The sequence below is a fragment of the Flavobacterium azooxidireducens genome (assembly GCF_023195775.1).
GTDB classification, from domain to species: domain Bacteria; phylum Bacteroidota; class Bacteroidia; order Flavobacteriales; family Flavobacteriaceae; genus Flavobacterium; species Flavobacterium azooxidireducens.
The window spans coordinates 3,274,784-3,294,867 of the sequence record NZ_CP096205.1; the positions used below are offsets into that span (position 1 = coordinate 3,274,784).

15 protein-coding genes and 1 pseudogene are annotated in these 20,084 nt (G+C 34.7%); 8 read left to right on the top strand and 8 right to left on the bottom strand.

Going from position 1 to position 20,084, the window contains the following annotated elements; all coding sequences use genetic code 11:
- Nucleotides 1-81: 81 nt before the first annotated feature.
- Nucleotides 82-2,043, top strand: coding sequence for an endonuclease (locus M0M57_RS14130; RefSeq protein WP_248433696.1), 1,962 nt, complete (start codon nt 82-84; stop codon nt 2,041-2,043).
- Between the two features lie 57 nt (nt 2,044-2,100).
- Here the strand turns inward: M0M57_RS14130 and M0M57_RS14135 are convergent, their stop codons facing one another.
- Together M0M57_RS14135 and M0M57_RS14140 are read right to left on the bottom strand one after the other, a co-directional pair.
- Nucleotides 2,101-3,219 (bottom strand): GNAT family N-acetyltransferase, encoded by a 1,119-nt coding sequence (locus M0M57_RS14135; RefSeq protein ID WP_248433698.1) that lies wholly within the window; start codon nt 3,217-3,219, stop codon nt 2,101-2,103.
- A 1-nt stretch (nt 3,220) separates the two neighbouring features.
- Nucleotides 3,221-4,183, bottom strand: a complete 963-nt coding sequence (locus tag M0M57_RS14140) for a transporter (protein WP_248433699.1) — start codon at nt 4,181-4,183, stop codon at nt 3,221-3,223.
- Between the two features lie 119 nt (nt 4,184-4,302).
- Here M0M57_RS14140 and M0M57_RS14145 point away from each other — a divergent pair, with 119 nt between their 5' ends.
- From M0M57_RS14145 to M0M57_RS14165, 5 genes and pseudogenes are all read left to right on the top strand, one after another.
- A complete protein-coding gene (locus M0M57_RS14145) occupies nt 4,303-4,563 on the top strand; it encodes a DUF4834 family protein (protein ID WP_248433701.1) in 261 nt (86 codons plus the stop codon).
- A gap of 47 nt (nt 4,564-4,610) precedes the next feature.
- Nucleotides 4,611-7,031 (top strand): YfhO family protein, encoded by a 2,421-nt coding sequence (locus M0M57_RS14150; RefSeq protein WP_248433702.1) that lies wholly within the window; start codon nt 4,611-4,613, stop codon nt 7,029-7,031.
- Nucleotides 7,032-7,059: 28 nt separating this feature from the next.
- Nucleotides 7,060-7,227, top strand: coding sequence for a hypothetical protein (locus M0M57_RS14155; RefSeq protein WP_248433703.1), 168 nt, complete (start codon nt 7,060-7,062; stop codon nt 7,225-7,227).
- 191 nt (nt 7,228-7,418) lie between these two features.
- A pseudogene (locus M0M57_RS14160) lies at nt 7,419-8,710 on the top strand (glycosyltransferase family 4 protein).
- A 75-nt stretch (nt 8,711-8,785) separates the two neighbouring features.
- On the top strand, nt 8,786-10,249 hold the full coding sequence (locus M0M57_RS14165; protein ID WP_248433704.1) for a lipopolysaccharide biosynthesis protein: 1,464 nt from the start codon (nt 8,786-8,788) through the stop codon (nt 10,247-10,249).
- Nucleotides 10,250-10,494: 245 nt separating this feature from the next.
- Here M0M57_RS14165 and M0M57_RS14170 read toward each other — a convergent pair whose 3' ends face one another.
- From M0M57_RS14170 to M0M57_RS14180, 3 genes are all read right to left on the bottom strand, one after another.
- Complete coding sequence (locus M0M57_RS14170; protein WP_248433705.1) at nt 10,495-11,781, bottom strand: hypothetical protein; 1,287 nt, start codon at nt 11,779-11,781, stop codon at nt 10,495-10,497.
- A gap of 4 nt (nt 11,782-11,785) precedes the next feature.
- Nucleotides 11,786-12,460 carry a hypothetical protein gene (locus M0M57_RS14175; protein WP_248433707.1) on the bottom strand — a complete coding sequence of 225 codons (675 nt, stop codon included), beginning with the start codon at nt 12,458-12,460 and terminating at the stop codon, nt 11,786-11,788.
- 111 nt (nt 12,461-12,571) lie between these two features.
- Nucleotides 12,572-13,423 (bottom strand): response regulator transcription factor, encoded by an 852-nt coding sequence (locus M0M57_RS14180; protein WP_248433708.1) that lies wholly within the window; start codon nt 13,421-13,423, stop codon nt 12,572-12,574.
- 747 nt (nt 13,424-14,170) lie between these two features.
- Here M0M57_RS14180 and ltrA (M0M57_RS14185) point away from each other — a divergent pair.
- Complete coding sequence (ltrA, locus tag M0M57_RS14185; RefSeq protein ID WP_248433709.1) at nt 14,171-15,487, top strand: group II intron reverse transcriptase/maturase; 1,317 nt, start codon at nt 14,171-14,173, stop codon at nt 15,485-15,487.
- A gap of 60 nt (nt 15,488-15,547) precedes the next feature.
- Here ltrA (M0M57_RS14185) and M0M57_RS14190 read toward each other — a convergent pair whose 3' ends face one another.
- Entirely contained in the window at nt 15,548-16,270 is a 723-nt protein-coding gene (locus M0M57_RS14190; RefSeq protein ID WP_248433710.1) for a hypothetical protein, read from the bottom strand.
- Between the two features lie 725 nt (nt 16,271-16,995).
- Between M0M57_RS14190 and ltrA (M0M57_RS14195) the strand changes: the two genes are divergently transcribed.
- The gene (gene ltrA, locus M0M57_RS14195; protein ID WP_248433711.1) at nt 16,996-18,291 is read left to right on the top strand and encodes a group II intron reverse transcriptase/maturase; all 1,296 of its coding nucleotides are present in this window, start codon (nt 16,996-16,998) and stop codon (nt 18,289-18,291) included.
- A gap of 78 nt (nt 18,292-18,369) precedes the next feature.
- Here ltrA (M0M57_RS14195) and M0M57_RS14200 read toward each other — a convergent pair whose 3' ends face one another.
- Nucleotides 18,370-18,822, bottom strand: a complete 453-nt coding sequence (locus M0M57_RS14200; RefSeq protein ID WP_248433712.1) for a hypothetical protein — start codon at nt 18,820-18,822, stop codon at nt 18,370-18,372.
- Between the two features lie 149 nt (nt 18,823-18,971).
- Nucleotides 18,972-20,009 carry a site-specific tyrosine recombinase/integron integrase gene (xerA, locus tag M0M57_RS14205; RefSeq protein ID WP_248433713.1) on the bottom strand — a complete coding sequence of 346 codons (1,038 nt, stop codon included), beginning with the start codon at nt 20,007-20,009 and terminating at the stop codon, nt 18,972-18,974.
- Between the last annotated feature and the right edge of the window lie 75 nt (nt 20,010-20,084).

Below are 20,084 nucleotides of genomic sequence, written 5' to 3' on the forward strand. Positions count from 1 at the left end.
AAATGTTATTAAAATGTTTAAGTTGTTAAAAAAAACACCTCTTCAGCTTAAATTCAGTAGATTTGCTAAAACTAAATACCCATGACAAAAAGATTACATCTTTGGGTCTGCTTATTATTGCCGTTTTGTTTTTATTCGCAAGTGGTAATTAATGAAGTAGATGCAGATACTCCAGGACTAGACGTTCAAGAATTTATAGAATTAAAATCAGAATCACCCTATTTTTCACTTGACGGATATATTTTAGTATTTTTTAACGGAGGAAGTACCGGAACAGGAACTTTGAGTTATTATACCATAAATCTTGCAGGTTTAGTAACGGATGGAAATGGAATTGTTCTATTAGGAAATTCGCAAGTTAATCCTGCACCTTCAAGACTTTTTCCTCAAAATACAGTTCAAAACGGACCTGATGCTATAGCAATTTATCAGGATATTATTGATACATTTCCAATTGATACACCGGCTACTACCACAAATTTAATTGATGCATTAATTTACGGAAATAGTAACACTCAAGCCACAGCACTTCAAACGGCATTGAATATTTTTGTGCAAACGAATGAAAATGTAAACGGTCAGATTACAACTCAATCGATACAAAGAAAAAATGATGGAACTTACGAAGTAAAAACTCCAACACCAAGAACAAACAACGACGGAAGCGGAATTGTTTACAATGGTATCGAAGTAATAACATCTACATCATTACTAAACGAAGGTGAAAGTGTAACAATTTCTTTTGAAACAGATACTCCGGTTGCAGAAACTTTAAATTTCACTTTAAATTTAAATAATGGAACATTTACAACTGCTGATTTTACAGGAAATCTTTCTGTAACAATTCCCATGGGAAGTTCATCTGCTTCAACACAAATTCAAGTTACAAATGACGGAATTAATGATGGTGATGAAGAAATGAATATTGTTGTTGGTTCATTACCGGAAGGCTATATTACTTTGAATAATAGTGTGAAGGTTCGTGTTTTAGATATAAATTTTCAAGTAGCCGATTGGGGAACACCACTTACTCCAACTTTTGGAAATGTAAACAGTACAGCTCCGGCAGGTTATTATGATTCGTTGGAAGGCCTTTCGGGAGCTTCATTAAAACAAGCTGTTCAAGATATTATTGCTAATCCTTCTGTTGTACGAGCTCATTCGTATGGAGATGTGGTAGAAATTTTGAACAATGCCGATCAAAACCCTGCAAATAATAATCAAGTTTGGTTGATGTATGTTGAACGTCCGCAAACAAAAATAGATTATCAAACCGGTTCAAGTATTGTAGGTTTTTGGAATCGTGAGCACATTTGGCCTCAATCTAGAGGTGGTTTTTCTGGAGGAACTTCTTCTTTTGCAGACGGAATTGATATTTGGTTACCAACGAATGCAGATGATATTTTAACAGGACATTCCGATGCACATCACATTAGAGCAGAAGATGGTCAGGAAAATAGTTCCAGAGGAAACCGCGATTATGGTAGCGATTATAATGGTCCAGCTGGAAATACAGGCACTTGGAAAGGTGATGTAGCTCGTTCTCTGTTTTACATGGCTGTTCGTTACAACGGCTTGAACTTGGTTAATGGAAATCCACCTGATAATATTAATGGTCAAATGGGTGATTTGGCTTCGTTGTTAACTTGGAATTCAACCGATCCTTCGGATGATTTTGAAATGAACCGAAATAATTACATTTATACTTGGCAAATGAACCGAAATCCGTTTATCGATTATCCGGAATTAGCCAATTATATTTTTGGAGAAAATTTTGGTGATCAATGGTTTGCTCCGTTGAGTGTAGCTGAAAATAATTTTAGTGAAGTAAAGGTGTATCCAATTCCAACCCAAAATGAAATCAATATTAGCGGAATTGATAATGAAGCAAATGTGACAATTTTTTCATTAGAAGGCGTTCAGGTTTATCAAACTAAAATTAACGGATTTACTCAGTTAAGATTAAATTTAGCTTCGGGCATGTATTTGATGAATATTGAATCTGACAAACAAAAATTGACGAAGAAGATCATTATAAAATAAAGAAAAATTAAAATTAGATTATAAAACAAAACCACTCTTTTTACGAGTGGTTTTGTTTTATAAATCAATTCGGTACGTTCTTCGTTTTCGGTCAACTACTGAGTTGAAATTTTTCCATAAATTGTGAATGGCGTTATTTTCTTCTAATTCGGGAGTTCTGTTGCATTGTGTGATTCCTTTTTCTTTAAAAACCCGATAATATTCTCTAAAAACAAGTGCTGTAACACCTTTGTTTTGGTATTCAGGATCAATGCCAATTAGATAAAATAACACTTCTTTGCTATGTTTTTTGGCTTTCAAAAGATGATAGAATCCAAAAGGAAATAAACGTCCGTTTGCTTTTTGTAAGGCTTCGGAAAAACCGGGCATAACAATACTAAAAGCAACCATTTTATCATTTTTATCCACTATAAACAGGATATATTCCGGATTAACAAACGGAATGTATTTCTTTTTAAAATATTCCTTTTGCCTTTCGGAAACAGCCACAAACGAAGCTAGTTTTTCATAACTTGAATTGAACAAATCAAACATTTTGTCCACATAAGGAAGAATGTCTTTTGTGTTTGTAAAAGTGAGTGCTTTTAATTCATAACGCTTTTGAATCAATTCGCTGGCTTTCATAAAAGTATCCGGATTTACATTTGAAAACGAAAATACACTTTCAAAATATTCCTTTTCTCTCACATAGCCCAGTTGTTCCAAATGATCTTTATAATAAGGATAATTATACCATGTTATCATCGAACCCAAACGATCGAAACCTTCGGTTAAAACGCCCACTTTGTCTAGGTTTGAAAATCCCATTGGACCTTCAACATATTCTAAATTGTTTTTCCTGCCTAATTCATATACTTTCTCTAACAAAGCTTTGGTCACTTCAATATCATCAATCACATCCCACCAACCAAAACGCACTTTTCTTTTTTGTTGATTGTTTACTTCTTCCCAATTGATAATGGCAGCTATTCTTCCCACAATTTTATTTTCCTTATAGGCTAAATAAAAATAGGCTTCAGCATTGTCAAAAGCAGGATTTTCTTCTTTATTAAATGTTTCCAATTCATCCGAAATCAAAGGAGGAACCCAATACGGATGATTTTTGTATAACGAAAAAGGAAATTTAACGTAATCAGTAAGCAGTTTTTTTGAATTTGCTTCAATAATTTGTATCATATTATTCTCCTCCTTCTACTTCGTCAACACGTTTTTTCTTTTCTTTCTTATCTTTTTTCTTTTTATCCACTCTTTTTCCGCCATCCTCTTCACGTTCCATTTTTACAGGTTGATGTTTTTTATCAAAACGCCAAGAAACACCAACTCCGCCATATAAAATATCAGGAGTATCTTTAAAGTTTTTACTGATGGAAGCATCTACTTGCAAATTATCTTGAATTAAATAAGCAGAACCAATTCTAAAAATACTATCCGAATAATAGTCGCCTTTAATTCCTTGATTTTCAATAAATCCTGACCATTTTTGATTAAATCCACGAGTTAATGTTAGAATATAACCTAATGATTTATAATCGGTTGTAAATTTATCATAAAAAATATTGGTCACCATTACCCATCGAGTTCCAAAATGATTTTGAGCTATAATCATCACTTTCGGACTCATGCTTGGTTCATTTGGATATGCATAATCTTCATTAGCAAAACCCAAATTCATACCGGCATAAACCCCTACGGCTGGGATAAATTGTTTCCATTTGAATTTATGATTGGCTTTCCAACTGTATAAATTGGGTTTGTCTTCTCCTTTTTTAAACGGATCATAAATCAAATATTTTGCTCCAAAAGTTGTACTTCTGAATCCGCTTCTGGATGTTTCAACCAATGGTGAATAGTATTTGTCGAATTGGTATTTAAAATTTCCAATTACTTCCAATTGTTCAAAAAGGAATCCGTAACGAACGTCTAAATCAACTCCAAATCCGTTTGAATTGTATCGAGAGAGGTTGTGATCTTCTCTAATTCCATACAAACCGCTTTCCAATTGAAAAACATTTTTTCCAACCGAAAATGCCGCCATCGAGAGTCCGGGTCGGTTAGAATTTATCATATCTGTGTGCTGAGCCAGTAAACTTGAAAAGCTTAAGACCAATGCAAATTGAAGTAAATTTTGAATTTTTTTCATGGTAGTAATGAGGTTGAATTACTGATTAGAAACCAAAAATAAGACTTTTTATTATTTATTTAAGATTGTTAGTTTAATTTTGATTAACGTATTTCTTATTTTTACCAAAAATATTAATTATGCAAACAGCATCAGTACCTGGATTTATCAGAACAATTTTAATTATTGTTGGAATTTACTATGCTTTTAAGATTTTAGCTCGTTTATTAATGCCTTTCTTGTTAAGAAAAATGGTTCAAAAAGCCGAACAAAATTTTAAGCAACAAATGAATAATCCAAATCAAAATACAAGTCAATCACAAAATTCAGCTGCTTCATTTGAAAAACCGAAACCTAAAAAGCAAGTGGGTGAGTACATCGATTATGAAGAAGTGGAATAGTTTGTTTACTTTCGCTTAAATTTATATTTATTTTATAAAAAAACAGAATGAAGTATTTTCAGAAATTTCTTCCGCATCTTTTAGCATTTTTTGGTTTTGTGATTCTTTCACTAGTTTATTTTTATCCGGTTTTGCAAGGCAAACAAATTTCGCAATCGGATATTGTTCAATATACCGGAATGGCGAAAGAACAAAACGATTTTCGTGCTGAATTTAATGAAGAACCTTTTTGGACAAATTCCGCTTTTGGGGGAATGCCAACCTATCAATTGGGAGCAAAATACCCGCATAATTATGTGAAATCTGTCGATGGATTTTTACGTTTTCTTCCTCGCCCTGCGGATTATTTGTTTTTATATTTCCTAGGATTTTATATTCTTTTATGTGTTTTAAAAGTTGATCCGCTCAAAGCTTTTTTTGGAGCATTGGCTTTCGGATTTTCCACGTATCTTATTGTTATATTGGGTGTTGGACATAATGCCAAAGCTCATGCGATTGCCTATATGCCAATGGTGATTGCAGGCGTTTTATTGGTTTTTCAAAAGCGATTTATTGTTGGCGGATTGCTAACCATGATTGCTGCAGCTCTTGAAATTCAAGCGAATCACTTTCAAATGACGTATTATTTGTTGTTGTTGTTGATAGTGATTTCCGTTTATTATATTTATAAATTAATCAAAGCCAAAGAATTCAAAAACATCGGAATTGCTTTTGGCGTTTTTGCTATTGCGGGACTTTTAGCATTAGGAGCTAATGCCACCAATTTATTAGCTACAGCCGAATATACCGAATTTAGTACCAGAGGTAAAAATGAATTGACTATAGGTTTAGAAGGCGAAAAATTAGAAAATAGATCGGGGATGACCTACGAATACATCACCGAATATAGTTACGGAATTGCCGAAAGTTTTAATCTGATTGCACCGCGATTATTTGGAGGTGCTAGTAACGAAAAATTGGACAGATCTAGTAATTTGTATGAGTTTTTTGTTGGTTTAGGAGCTCCTGAAAGTGAAGCCTTGGATTATGCAAATGGAGCAAGTGTCTACTGGGGAGATCAAACTTATGTTGGTGCTCCGGCTTATATTGGAGCCATTGTGTTTTTTCTTTTTGTATTGGCAATGTTCACTGAAAAAAGAAAATTAAAATATGCTTTTTTAGTAGGAGCTATTTTTTCACTGATGCTTTCTTGGGGAAAAAATTTCCCGATATTAACCGACTTTTTTATTGATTATTTTCCGTTGTATAATAAATTTAGAGCGGTTTCTTCCATACAAGTCATCTTAGAATTATGTATTCCGGTTTTAGCTGTGTTGGGATTGTATTCATTTTTTAAACATGAAAAAGAAGAACAATGGAAAGCACTTTGGAAATCATCGGCAATCGCACTAGGTGTTTTAGCATTGTTATTTGTATGTAAAGGAATGTTTAATTTTTCTGCAGCAAGTGATGGTTATTTTAGACAAGCGTATGGTGAAATTGGTCAACCTTTTATCGATGCTTTGAAGGAAGATAGAAGAGCTATGTACACCTCCGATTTACTTCGTTCGATGGCGTTAATACTAGTTGCTTTTGCTCTTTTTTGGTTGTTTATTAAAGAAAAATTGTCACAAACTCTTGCGGTTATTTTAGTGGGAACATTGATGGTTTTAGATTTATGTGTGATTGATAAAAATTATGTAAATGCTGATGATTTTGTAAATGCAAGACAAGTAAATCAACCTTTTCAGCCTACTCAAGCCGATTTGCAAATTTTGGAAGATAAAGATCCAAATTTCCGTGTTTTTGAGCCAAGCCAAGGAATGGCTAGCGGAAGAACATCCTATTTTCATAAAGCGATTGGCGGTTATAGTGCGGTAAAACCACAACGTATTCAACAATTATACGATTATCAAATTGCCAACAATAATATCCAGGTGTTGAATATGTTGAATGTGAAATATGTCATTCAAACCACCGAAGAAGGTCAGCCGATTCCTCTTCAAAATCCAAATGTCAATGGCAATGCTTGGTTTGTGAGTAACGTGAAAGTAGTTCAAAATGCTGATGAAGAAATCAGTGCTTTGGATAGTTTAGACACTAAAAATGATGTGGTTGTAGACAAAGAATTCATGAAATCTGTAAGTTCAAAATCGTTTGTAAAAGATAGTTTAGCAACCATCACATTAGAAGAGTACAAACCAAATTATCTAAAATATACTTCTCAAAACAGCAATAAAGGTTTGGCCGTTTTTTCTGAAATTTATTATCCAAAAGGATGGAAAATTACGATTGATGGAAAAGAAACGGAGCAAATTAGAGCCAATTTTGTTTTAAGAGCATTAGAAATTCCGGCAGGAAAGCATACGATTGAATTCAAATTTGAACCGGAAGTGGTGAAAAAAGGAAGTTCGATTGCATTATTCAGTTCCATAGGAATGTTGTTGCTTTTGGTTGGTGGAATTTATTTTGAAACAAAGAAAAAGTAGAGTATAGATTTTTAGATAATTAAAGAGAATGAAAGAATCCGATATAAATAAAGAAAATACTAAAGAAAAAGAAGCAAAAAGAATTGAGGAAATAAAAAAACTCTCTTATGCTCAACAACTTGAAAATTTCTTAAAATTAATGGAACTCTCATATGCTTTAAAAAATGCACCTAAAGTTTATCCAAATAAAAAATGATTGAAGAAATAATAAATAGTTAGAAAAATCATTTAAGTTAATGTGTGTCATTTCGACGAAGGAGAAATCACATAAAGTTGCGTAAAAACATTAAAACTTTTTGATAAACTCATATTATGTGATTTCTCCTTCGTCGAAATGACACGATAAAGTCATATTTTTTTAAGAAGTTAATAAATCATTTCCAAATCTTGCAACCAAAAACTAAAAAAATCCTCATCATAACCTACTACTGGCCGCCAGCCGGTGGTCCCGGTGTACAACGTTGGTTAAAATTCGTGAAATATCTACCGGATTTTGGGTATGAACCGCACGTTTATATTCCTGAAAATCCCACTTATCCAATTGTTGATGAAAAATTGTTAGGTCAAGTTTCAGACAAAGCAATCATCATCAAACAAAAAATTAAAGAACCGTATCGCTGGGCTTCTTTTTTATCGCAAAAAAATACTAAAAAAATCAGTTCCGGAATCATTCCAAGCAAGAAGAAACAATCGTTGATTGAAAAAGTAATGCTTTGGATTCGCGGTAATTTTTTTATTCCCGATGCTCGCGTTTTATGGGTGAAACCTTCAATAGTTTTTTGAAAGATTATATCGAAAAACATCAAATTGAAACAATCATTACAACAGGACCGCCACACAGTTTGCATTTAATTGGTTTGGAATTGAAAAAGCAAAGTAACGTCAAATGGATTGCTGATTTTCGCGATCCTTGGACAACAATCGGTTATCACAAAGAATTGATGCTCAATGAAAATTCAGAAAAGAAACACAAAGAATTGGAAAAAAATGTTCTCAATTCAGCCGATAAAATTATCGTAACCAGTCAGACTACGAAAAATGAGTTTGCAAAACTAACTTCAAAACCAATTGAAGTAATTACTAATGGTTATGATGTAGAAAAAGTGACTAAAACCGAATTAGATGAGAAATTTTCCATCGCTCACATCGGTTCGTTTTTATCAGACAGAAACCCGAGAATTTTATGGAAAGCATTAAAAGAATTAGTGAAAGAAAACAAAGAATTTGCAACTGATTTTCAATTGAAATTGATTGGAAAAGTGAGTCAGGATGTTTTGGAAACGATTGATGAATTTAAGTTGACTAAATTTGTTACTAATTTAGGATATGTTTCTCACGATGAAGCGGTTGTTCATCAACGAACCTCGCAAGTGTTGTTGTTAATTGAAATTGATTCAGAAGAAACCCGTTGCATTATTCCCGGAAAATTGTTTGAATATATGGTTTCCAATCGTCCGATTATTGCGATTGGACCAAAAGCATCCGATTTTGAGGAGATTTTGAAAGAAACCAATACCGGACAGTTTTTTACGTATGACGAAAAATCAAAAGTAAAAGAAACAATTTTAGCTCATTATCAATTGTATAAACTAAATAATTTAAAGGTTTATCCGATTGGCTTACAATATTACAGCAGAAAAAATTTAACTGAAAAATTAGTGAAGACGTGTTTAGAATGAAAGAATCAAAAAAATCTAAAATCCAATAATCTAACAATCGAATAATCCAAAAATCTAACCATCCAACAATCCAAAATGGGCATCGTCGTTAATCAATCCATCAAAAACACCATCATTACCTTTATTGGTTTTGCTATTGGTGCTACGAATGCATTGTTTATGTACACGCATTTTTTGGGAGAAGATTATTATGGATTAACGGCTTTTTTACTTTCTTCAGCCAATATTATGATGCCATTAATGGCGTTTGGAATTCAAAATACATTAGTGAAATTTTATTCAGAGCATGAATCAGAAGAGGAAAAATCTCGATTTCTGAATTTAGTTTTGGTTTTGCCTTTCGTGATAGTCATTCCAATTTTCTTGATTTTGTTTCTGTTTTATGGAGAAACTGCGACGTTGCTTTCACAAAAAAATCCAATTATTCATGATTACGTTTGGATGATTCCGGTCATTGGATTGTTTATGGGTTATTTTGAGATTTTTTATGCGTGGGTGAAAGTCCATTTGAAATCCGTTTTTGGTAATTTTGTGAAGGAAGTTTTACTTCGAATCTTCATCAGCATTTTTCTGTTTGCGGTTTATTTTGATTGGATATCCAATGTGCAATTTGTGTACAGCTTAGTCTTTATTTATTTTACGATGATGTTTCTAATGGCATTGGTTGCATTCAATGTAAGAAAACCACAATTTCATTTGAAATTTCCAAAGGAAAAGAAAGAAGTCATTGTTTATTCGTCTTTTATAATTTTCTCCTCCAGTATTGCAGTGCTTTTGTTGGATATTGATAAGTTTATGATTGGGCAATACATTCCGATTAATGAAGCGGCTTATTATTCGGTGGCGATTTTTATTGCGTTGACGATTTCTGTTCCGATGCGGGCGATGCACCAAATTACGCATCCAATTACGACCGATTTGATGGCGAGAAAAAAGCACGATGAACTGAATGATTTATACAAGAAAACAGCTATCACTTTGCAAGTGATTGGTGGATTTATTATGCTGGGAATTTTGACAAACATTCACCAAGTCTATGCATTATTACCCGAAAAATACAGCGGTGGAGTAGCGGTGGTGTTTTTGATTTCCTTTTCTAAATTCTTTGATTTGATGTTGGGAAATAACAATTCTATCATTTTTAATTCAAAATACTATCGAACGGTCTTGTTTTTAGGATTGTGTTTGGTGGTTCTGACTGTAAGTTTGAATATGTATTTTATTCCGAATTTTGGAATTGAAGGAGCAGCCATTGCCACTTTAATTTCCATTGGATTATACAGTTTAGCCAAATTTTTATTTGTGGTTTTTAAAATGGATTTGTTTCCGTTTACCCAAAAAACAATTGTGTCATTGGGAATTATCGCCGTAACTTTTGTTGTCTTTTATTTTTGGAATTTTTCCTTTCACCCAATTCTGAATATTGTATTGAAATCGGTTTTAATTGCCTTGTTTTATTGGCTTTTGAATTTTAAATTGAAGATTTCGGAAGATATTAATGGGTTGATAAAAGGGGTTTTGAAGAAGGTTTGGAAGTAGAGATAAATGATTTCTTAACGATCTCGGCTAGGAGTAGTTGCGTGGTTAAGCAATTAACTTTGCAAGTATTCTCCAAACTGAAAATTCGTGAGGATTTTGAGAAGTAGGCGAGAACAAGCAATTACTTATATCCTTTGTGCTTGCTTAAAATGGATTAAACGAGGTTGTTGTTTTATGATTATTATGAAAATTTTGTTTTTTGAAGTGGTTGTGCAAAGGTTATCCGTGATATGTAGTCCACTCTTCTATTTCTTTCGCCATCTAAATCTTTCAGGATAAAAAATCACTTGAATTAAATTGTATTCTAATTGGCTAAAATTAAATTTTTTTCCCTCCAATTCAAACTTTGAAAACGGATTCCACCTCAAATTTGTTCTTAGTATAAGAGCTTCATTTGTCTTTCCTGGCACAATATCCCAGCCAAAAGTAATACCTGGTTCTATGGGGTCGGTAAATGTCTGTATTTTTTTAACACCGTCAACATTTTGTTCATAGTCTAACTTGTCATAAGCTACATTGATACCTATGTATGGTGCAAAACCAGAGTAGTCTGTCAAAAATTTATTCACTTCGATGGCTAAAGAAGTTTTTTTAATGGATTGACTAGAACCAAGCCCTTCTGTTTTATAGCTTGGGTTTCGGTACGACATTGTTGTAAACAGGTTTGCTTTATTAAAATGATAACCTACTGCAATGTCAAAATAGCTTTTGGAAGTAAGTTTTTGTTGTAAGTACGGAAAATGGGCTGCATTATAATCTGATTTTGAAAGTGAAAACGAAATAGATGGACCAATACCAACAAAGAAATCGCCAAACTTTTTAGCATCGTACGAAAGTTTTGAAACCCTTGGGTAACTGTTCCATTTATCAATATTTTCTTTAGTGTTATCTTTTGATACATCAAATGTGTAAAGCAAACCCATCTGAAAAGACATTCGTGGAGTTTCAATTTCTGCCATTTGAATTTTACTTACAGGGTAATTCCATTTGTTGTCTGAAAAATAATTGATGCCGAGTCTAACTGCAATTTTTTTGTAATTGTACATTACACCAGCGTCATAGTTGAGCATTATATCTTTGGAAAGTGTAGGTTGATTTTCATCAGGTTTCAATTCTTGTTTAAATTGTAAGGCACCCCAATTAGCACCAATATAAGGGCGTATTTTACCTTCTTTCATTGCCCAAGGATATAGTCTTGCACCAGTTGCCACCGAGTGTAATAGTTGATGACTCGCTTGGTCATTTTTTTGCAACATCAATTGGTTTAAAGGAAAGGTTACATAAAATTCGGTATGTCCCCAAAAGTGAAAGGCACCCCAAGTTAGATAAGGGTTAAGTGTTGCTGAATGTTCAAATGCACTTAATTGTCCATTTAATAACTGTTGTCCAGTAAAAGAGGGTAGATAAGTTCCGCCACCATCAAAATACATTTTTGCAAAATCCAGTCTATATTTTCGTGCCGTAGTGTCTTGTGCCTGCATGTTCAAAGCATACAAGCAACCTAATACGATGATTGCTATTTTCTTTTTCATTTCATTAAAATTGAAAACCTACGAAAAGCCAAATGTTGTTATCAAAAAGATTGTTTTTGATGGTGGTGTCTCCCAGTTTTGTTTCCTTGATGGGGTCAAAATTTAACCTGAAAGGAACTGAAACTCTGTAATACAAGCCTTGTACATTGAACAAATCCTTTTCAGTAAAACTGATTGCAGTTCCTGCTGTAAATGAAGATTTTTCAAGTTTTTCATTAAGGATTGTGTGTGTGTACTCATTTTCATAATACCCTACAGAAGGAGCTATGTAAAGTCCTTTTACAAAAACTTGAAAGTCATAGAATAGTTCAAAGCCAAATTGCTTTCCTTTTACGTTTTTACCGTCAACAGCCTTTGCAAAACTTGATGAAAGATGCTTTTCCGTCAAATGAAGATTGGTGTGAGTAAGTCTTAAAAGATGGTTGTTTATAAAGCGAACGCCAACCTCGCCACCTAGCGATTTGAATTGGTTAAAAGCAGCTTCCCCAAAATCGTAAGCGATAAAGAACTTAGTGCTTTTACTTTTGACCGAATCCCTTTGTGTATAATTGACTACTGAAGAATAGTCTTTGTTAAAAAACAGACTTTCTGTACTTGTTAAGTTTAGTGCCAAATTTTGAGCGTTTGCCCGAATGGCATAAATTCCTACGAATGTGATGACTAATAATTTGTACTTCATTTTTTTATTTTTTGAAGCAAAATTACGGGTGGTGCGTAATGCTCACAATCGGGCAATAGGTGGATTTTGGCTGTAAACCAAAATATCATACCAAAGTATGAGTGTTGATAATCAAGCAGTTAAAACAAACACAAGTTCGTGGCGTGTCTTTACATTACACTTTTTGTAAATGTTGCTTGCGTGGGTTTTTACGGTAGGAAGCGATATAAATAATTGTTCTGAAATGTTTTGATAGGTAATTCCTTGCACCAATAGTCTTGCGATTTCTTCTTCTCTTCCCGTTAAACAATAGTTTTTAAAATGTTGTTTTTGTGGTTCAACCTTTTTGTTTACAAGCGATAAGCGTTGTAAGTCGTCATAAATTTTATGTAATGCCAATAGTGTAAAGGCGATATATAACAAGAATCCAATCGGGAATTGTTGGTATTCTTTTTCAAAACCATAGTGGAAAATCAGGTAAGTTGGTACTAATATTAAAAATATCAAACCGAATATTTTATTGACCTTTTCAAGATGTAAGTACCTTTTTATAGGTTTAGTAGATTGAGCCAAACCTAATGCCCCCAAAACAGAACCAATTAAAAAAGCAACTACTGCATTTTGAGCGACAATCAAATGGTCTAAAAAATATGTAACAAAAATGACGATTAGTAATAAGGTAGCAAAAGTTAAATAAGCTCTTTTATAGACAATTTTGAACGAATGTTTTCTTTCGCTCCAAGTGTTTAAGAAAGTAGTAATCGATACCAACACCATAGCTATTAAAGTAGAAATGTTGGAGGTTTCACCCACAGGGAACAATGGTGATAAACTAATGGAAACAATTAATAGCAACAACGAAACTGTAAAAGCAATCGTTTCTATATTCTCAATGTTACGCTTATAGCAAACCCATTGTAAAAAAATTGAAATAAAAAGTGTTGTATAGGTTAGTCCAAGTAAAATGTATTCAAATGTCAGCATAAGCAATAAAGTTCTTTTGTCATACTCTTATTAGTTTTCGGGTTATTTTTGGATCACACACAACGTGTTTGCGGCTTTGTGTAGGCGGGGATTTTCAGCACTAAACTTCATTAGATGCACAAGGTTTGAATTTAGCACTTAACTTTCATGGAAGCACGAAACCCCCGCTTTTGCAAAACGGCTGTGTGTGCCCTGCATCCGCAGGACACACCCCGAAAGCTTTTCAAATAGTTCAAAAATACAAATTTGGATTACAAAAACTAATTTTCGGGGTGTTATTTTTCCAGAGGGTGAGAGTCCCTTATGGGCGGACTAACAATCTGAACCATTAGCACGTGGCAAGGTGGTTTACCGCGAGGTATACACTGAAGGAAGCCAACCGGCAAAAGTCTGTACTGACGAATAGAAAGTACATAAGAGACATTGCAATAAGGGTGAGTATCCACAGCAATATAAAGCCCAAAACAGTGTTCTGAACATGCCAGCAAATCAGATTATTGTTATGTAGATGTACCAGCGATAGGCGGAAGGAAAAAGCGGTTACCGGGGGAGGTCTCTTAGATTACGGGTTAATCACAAAGAGAAGTCAGCAGAGGTCATAGTACTTGAAAGCAACGAGGTGCGAATAGATACCGCATAGGTCTCACAACCAAGGAAGGACTGAACACAAAGAGGTTTTCAATAAGTAAAGGAATTCGCCACGGCGAATAGCCCTATTTAACGAAAACAGGTTAAAACAAAACTAAAATGATTGAAAAAGTAGTACATCCTTACAATCTTCAAAAAGCATTGAAGCAAGTCATTACCAACAAAGGTAGTGCAGGAGTCGATGGTGTTTCAACACGTGAAATCCGCAATGTTTTTACAGAAAAGAAACTACAACTTATTGAAGAAATTAAACAAGGAAACTACCAAACTCAACCCATTTTAGGAATCGAAATTCCAAAAGGAAACGGAAAAACCCGATTATTGGGTATTCCCACCACCACCGAACGAGTACTGCAACAAGCAGTAAGTCAAAGCATCGCTATGTTGTTTGAACCCGAATTTAAGAGCAGTAGTTTTGGATTTAGACCCAACAAAAATGCCCGACAAGCCGTTGCACAAGCCTTGGAATATATCCATCAAGGACTCAACTACATTGTAGATACCGATTTGAAAACCTTTTTCGATGAAGTTGACCACTGTCTGTTATTGAATCTGATCTACAAGAAAGTGAAATGCAAAATGACGCTAAAACTCATTCGGAAATGGCTCAAAGCACCTATTAAAATCAAGGGAAAACTACAAAAACGAAGAAAAGGAGTTCCACAAGGAAGTCCATTGAGTCCTTTACTATCAAACATCTTACTCCATGAATTGGACAAAGAAATGACAAGACGAGGACACAAATTCGTTCGTTATGCCGATGATTTTAGCATCTACTGCAAGAGCGAAAATCAAGCGAAAGCTACAAAAGTTGTAATTGAAAAGTTCCTGAAAAACAAACTCAAACTCACCATCAATCAAGAGAAAAGCGGGATTAGAAAACCTGTTAACTTTACGATTTTAGGATTTGGGTTTGTACCTACATACGAAAAGGGAACCAATAACAAATATCAACTCATCGTAGCAGAAAAAGGATGGAAAAAACTCAAAGAAACACTAAAAAGTATTACCCGAAAAACCACACCAGCCACATTTGAAGAACGTATTGCAAAGATAAAAGAAGTGCAAAGAGGATGGTTAAACTATTTTCAAGGCACAAGTATCATGGGCAAACTACGGGATTTAGATGGATGGCTAAGAAATCGACTGCGATATTGCATCTGGCACCACTGGAAGAAACCCGAAAGGAAGAGGAAAAACCTCCTACGACTAGGTGTTGACCAAGACCAAGCCTACGCATGGAGCAGGACGAGAAAAGGCGGTTGGGCAATTGCTCAAAGTCCTGTTTTGGGAACAACCATCACGCTAAAACGCTTGAAAATGAAAGGATACCAATCCTTAACAGAACTCTACATTCAGCTTAACCCATCTCTTTGTGAACCGCCGTATACGAGACCCGTACGTACGGTGGTGTGAGAGGCTCTCCCTGTCAGTTTCTGGCAGGGCAGTCTACTCGATTATAGCCAGTTGTTATTTTCATCTCGTCCAATATATTTCTAATAATTCGTGGGCTGTTTTCGGTATACTTTGTCTGTCTTCCTTAGTTTGTCCGCTAACTGATTGCAAATTTTCTTTAAGGTCAACATATATTGGGTGTTTGAGACTCGAAAGCAAAAGTCCACCTTTATTTAGTTCATCTGTGATTTCCGTTTTCAGACGTTGCTTGTCAGTTTTTAAATCTTCTATGAAGTTAAAGCCACGTTTGACTATTGAATTAGATTTTAGTCTTTCAGCTTGTTTGTCAAGAAATGGAAGTCCGCAGTTTTTAAAGTCGCCAAAAATTTCCTTCACAGTTTTTATTGTCGTATCAACTTGTCCGTTGTGAAAATAATAAGCGTCTTCAATATTTAATGCACCTGAATTATGTCGCAATACTTTCAGGTCTTTATGCGGATTTATAAGTCCAATGTTGTATTGGTTAGAAAAAACATATTCAGGGTTTAATCTTGAGGCAATTGAGCAAGCAAAGTTCTTGTCTTTAAGTGTAAAAATTATGTGAAGTATTTCGTAAACTGTCAAATTGTTTACCTGTCTTAGTCGTTGAAATGAGTAGCAACTATTTTTATATTCTAAAAATTCAAAGTCAGGCAAAACTTCACTTGCCGCCTGAATGAGAATTTGTTTTATCTCTCCTTTTTTCAGTTCGGGTGATTTGTCCTGCTTAGTTGTCAACTCTTTTATTTTGTCTATCCAGTTCAATTTGTCTGTTTGTTTTGCGGTCTCGTTCTACAATTGGCTATAACGTTTCGCGGCTTGCTCTCAGTGGCGTTGAGCCAACACCAAGCCATTACAAATATAACAAAACATTCCATTCAGCAGCGGATTTTCCTACGGAAAATCCGGAAGTAGCCATTGAAGCAAACCGTTGTGTGTGCCCAGCATCCGCAGGACACACCCCGAAAGCTTTTCAAATAGTTCAAAAATACAAATTTGGATTACAAAAACTAATTCTCGGGGTGTTATTTTTCCAGAGGGTGTGAGTCCCTTAACCGCGAGAGTAACGTTTCGAAGGTATAGTAAGCTGCAAGGTGGTTTATCGTGAGGTATGCACTGAAGGAAGCAGGACTACAAAATCCGGTACTGACAAACAGAAACGTCATAAGAGGCAAGTTAAAGCGGATAAGCGTCCACAGCAACGCAACGTCCAAAGGTTACCAAAACTTTAATTTGTAGATGACGCAGGCATTGGAGGAAGGAAAAAGCGGTTACCAGGGGAGGTCTCTTAGATTACGAGTTAGTCACAAAGAGAAGTCAGCAGAGGTCATAGTACTTGAAAGCAACGAGGTGCGAATAGACACCGCATAGGACTCACAAACAAGGAAGGACTGAACGTAGAGAGGTTTTCAATGATTAAAGGAACACATAGTAGCCTTATTCAACGAAAACAGGTTAATCCCGAATTATTCGGGACAGATTAAACTAAAATGATTGAAAAAGTAGTACATCCTTACAATCTCCAAAAAGCGTTGGAACACGTCATTGCCAACAAAGGTAGTGCAGGTGTTGATGGTATTTCCACAAAAGAACTCCGCAAGGTATTCGCAGAAAAGAAAGACCAGCTAATAACGGAAATCAAACAAGGAAGCTATCAAATTCAACCCATTCTAGGAATCGAAATTCCAAAGGGAAACGGAAAAACCCGTTTACTGGGCGTTCCCACAACAAGCGAACGAGTACTGCAACAAGCGGTATCACAAAGCATCGCACCTTTATTTGAACCCGAATTCAAACCTAACAGTTTTGGATTTAGACCCAACAAAAATGCCCGACAAGCCGTTGGACAAGCACGGGACTACATTCATTCAGGATTGAACCACATTGTGGATATTGACCTGAAAAACTTCTTTGATGAAGTTGACCATTGTTTAGTATTGAATTTGGTATTTCAAAAAGTGAAATGCAAAACCATGATGCAACTCATTCGCAAATGGCTTCGAGCACCGATTAAAATCAATGGAAAGCTACGAAAACGTAGAAAAGGTGTACCACAAGGCTCTCCTTTAAGTCCGCTACTGTCGAACATTTTACTCCATCAATTGGATAAAGAAATGACCCGACGAGGACATAAATTCGTTCGATACGCTGATGATTTTAGTATCTACTGCAAGAGCCACAATCAAGCGAAAGCTACCAGAGTAGTGATTGAAAAGTTCCTCAAGAACAAGCTCAAACTAACCATTAACAAAGAAAAGAGTGGCATTAGAAAACCCTCTCACTTTACGTTACTTGGCTTTGGGTTTGTGCCCGTTTACAATAAAGGAAGTAAGAATCAATACCAACTCGTAGTAGCCGAAAAGGCATGGATAAACCTAAAGATACGACTCAAAAGCATCACCCGCAAAACTACCCCAGCCAAACTAGAAGAACGTATCACCAAGATAAAGGAAATCCAACGAGGATGGTTAAACTATTTTCGAGGAACCAATATCATGGGAAAAGTACGAGACATTGACGGTTGGCTACGCAACCGACTGCGGTATTGCATCTGGCACGATTGGAAGAAACCCGAAAGGAAAAGGAAAAACCTGATTCGATTGGGGGTTGACCAAGACCATGCCTACATGTGGAGCAGAACTCGAAAAGGTGGTTGGGCGATTGCTCAAAGTCCGATTTTAGGAACAACTATTACTTTGAAACGCTTGAAACAAAAGGGATACGAATCCTTAACGGAAGTCTACATTCAACTCAACCCATCTCTTTGCGAACCGCCGAGTACGTGACCCGTATGCTCGGTGGTGTGAGAGGCTCTCCCTGCTAGTTTCTAGTGGGGCAGTCTACTCGATTGTGCGTTCGTTTTTTTATTTCAAATCATTTGGGTCAATACTCGTTCCAATTCGATTACAATATTCTTTAAATAGTTCTTCATTCAATAATTCTAATTTTAGACAACGAACTAAAAAATAATACATAGCATTTATCAAATCTTTTCGAGAATCGTTTTTATCATTCGTTGATTTTTGCTTTGGAAGTTCTGGCTTTTTGTAATGTTCGTTACTTAATTCACATATGCCATTACAAATATAACAATAGTCAGGAATTCTTACGTTTTTTTCATCTATCCATTTTTCTTGTGCATCATACATTTTCGTAAATCGAATATTATGTTCGTCGATTGCCGTTATTGCCGTTTCTACTTCATTAATCCAGAATTCTATGTTAGCAAATTGTCCAGCTACCATAAAAGCATAGTTGTTTTTAAATTTATTTAGTTGTTTAGTGATTAAATTTGCTTTTTCAACAGTATATATCATATCTATAATTTCTATTTCGTTTTCGTTCAGCTAAAATGACGCACAACTTGTTTATACCCGCTACAAAGTAGCGGTTATACACCCAAAACTAGTTGTATACCCGCTACTTTGTAGCGTATTTTATTCAAATATACAATTTATTTATATTCTTACAAATCGTCAAATGGACTTTTTATTTGCTGAATACTTTTGGTGCTAACGTGCGTATAAATTTCCGTTGTTTTGCTACTGTTGTGTCCCAGTAATTCTTGAATATAACGTAAGTCAGTACCGCTTTCCAAAAGATGTGTAGCATAACTATGTCGCAACCAATGCAAAGTAACTGGTTTTGTAATACCAACTTTTTTTAAAGCTTGTTTTAATACTTGCGGTAAACTCCGTTCATCATAAGGAGTTCCTGCATTTTGACCTTCGAATAAATAGGTAATAGGTTTGTAGAGTTTGTAATACTCTCGTAACATCTCTAAAATTTTAGGACTTAAAGGAACTATTCTGTCTTTTCTTCCTTTTGCATTTTTAATCAATACGATGTTTCTTTTAGAATCGATGTGAATTGGCTTTAATGCTACCAATTCGCCACAACGCAATCCGCAACTATAGATTAAACTTAGCATCGTTTTATGTTTTAAATTGCTATGTACTTCTAAGATTAATTTGACTTCTTCTTTACTCAGAACATTGGGCAGTTTTTTTTCTGATTTTGGTCTGTGAATTTTTTCTATTTCAATTTTTCTATCTTGTATCGAACTAAAATAGAGTTTAATCGCATTTACTATTTGGTTTTGATAAGAGGAGGAAAGGTTGTTTTTTAAAACGAATTCATTGTTGTAGGTTATAACATCTTGATTATCTATTTCTGATACTTTTTTATCTCTAAAAAACGTTAGGAATGATTTTAATGCTTCGGAATAGGTTTTAATAGTGTTTTCACTATACCTTTTGGAAAGAAGGTATTTTTTAAACAATTCAATTTGTTGAAGACCTTCAGCAGATGGCAGATTTTCAACGATTTTAAATCGAATTCGATTTGCTTCATTGTCAGGTAAATGCCAAGCTTTTAGTGTTGAACTCCAGCGAATTCCTTCTAATTTTTTTACTCGTTGAATTAATTCAGCATTTTTTTCGAAATAAATAGCGATTCTTTTTTCTCCTTTGTATCGAATTAGTTTGGTAGTTATTGTTGGCATTTACTAATTATTAGGTTAATAAATTAAAACTAAATTACAGAATCAAATTCAATTTTAAAAATAAATCTCTTCCTA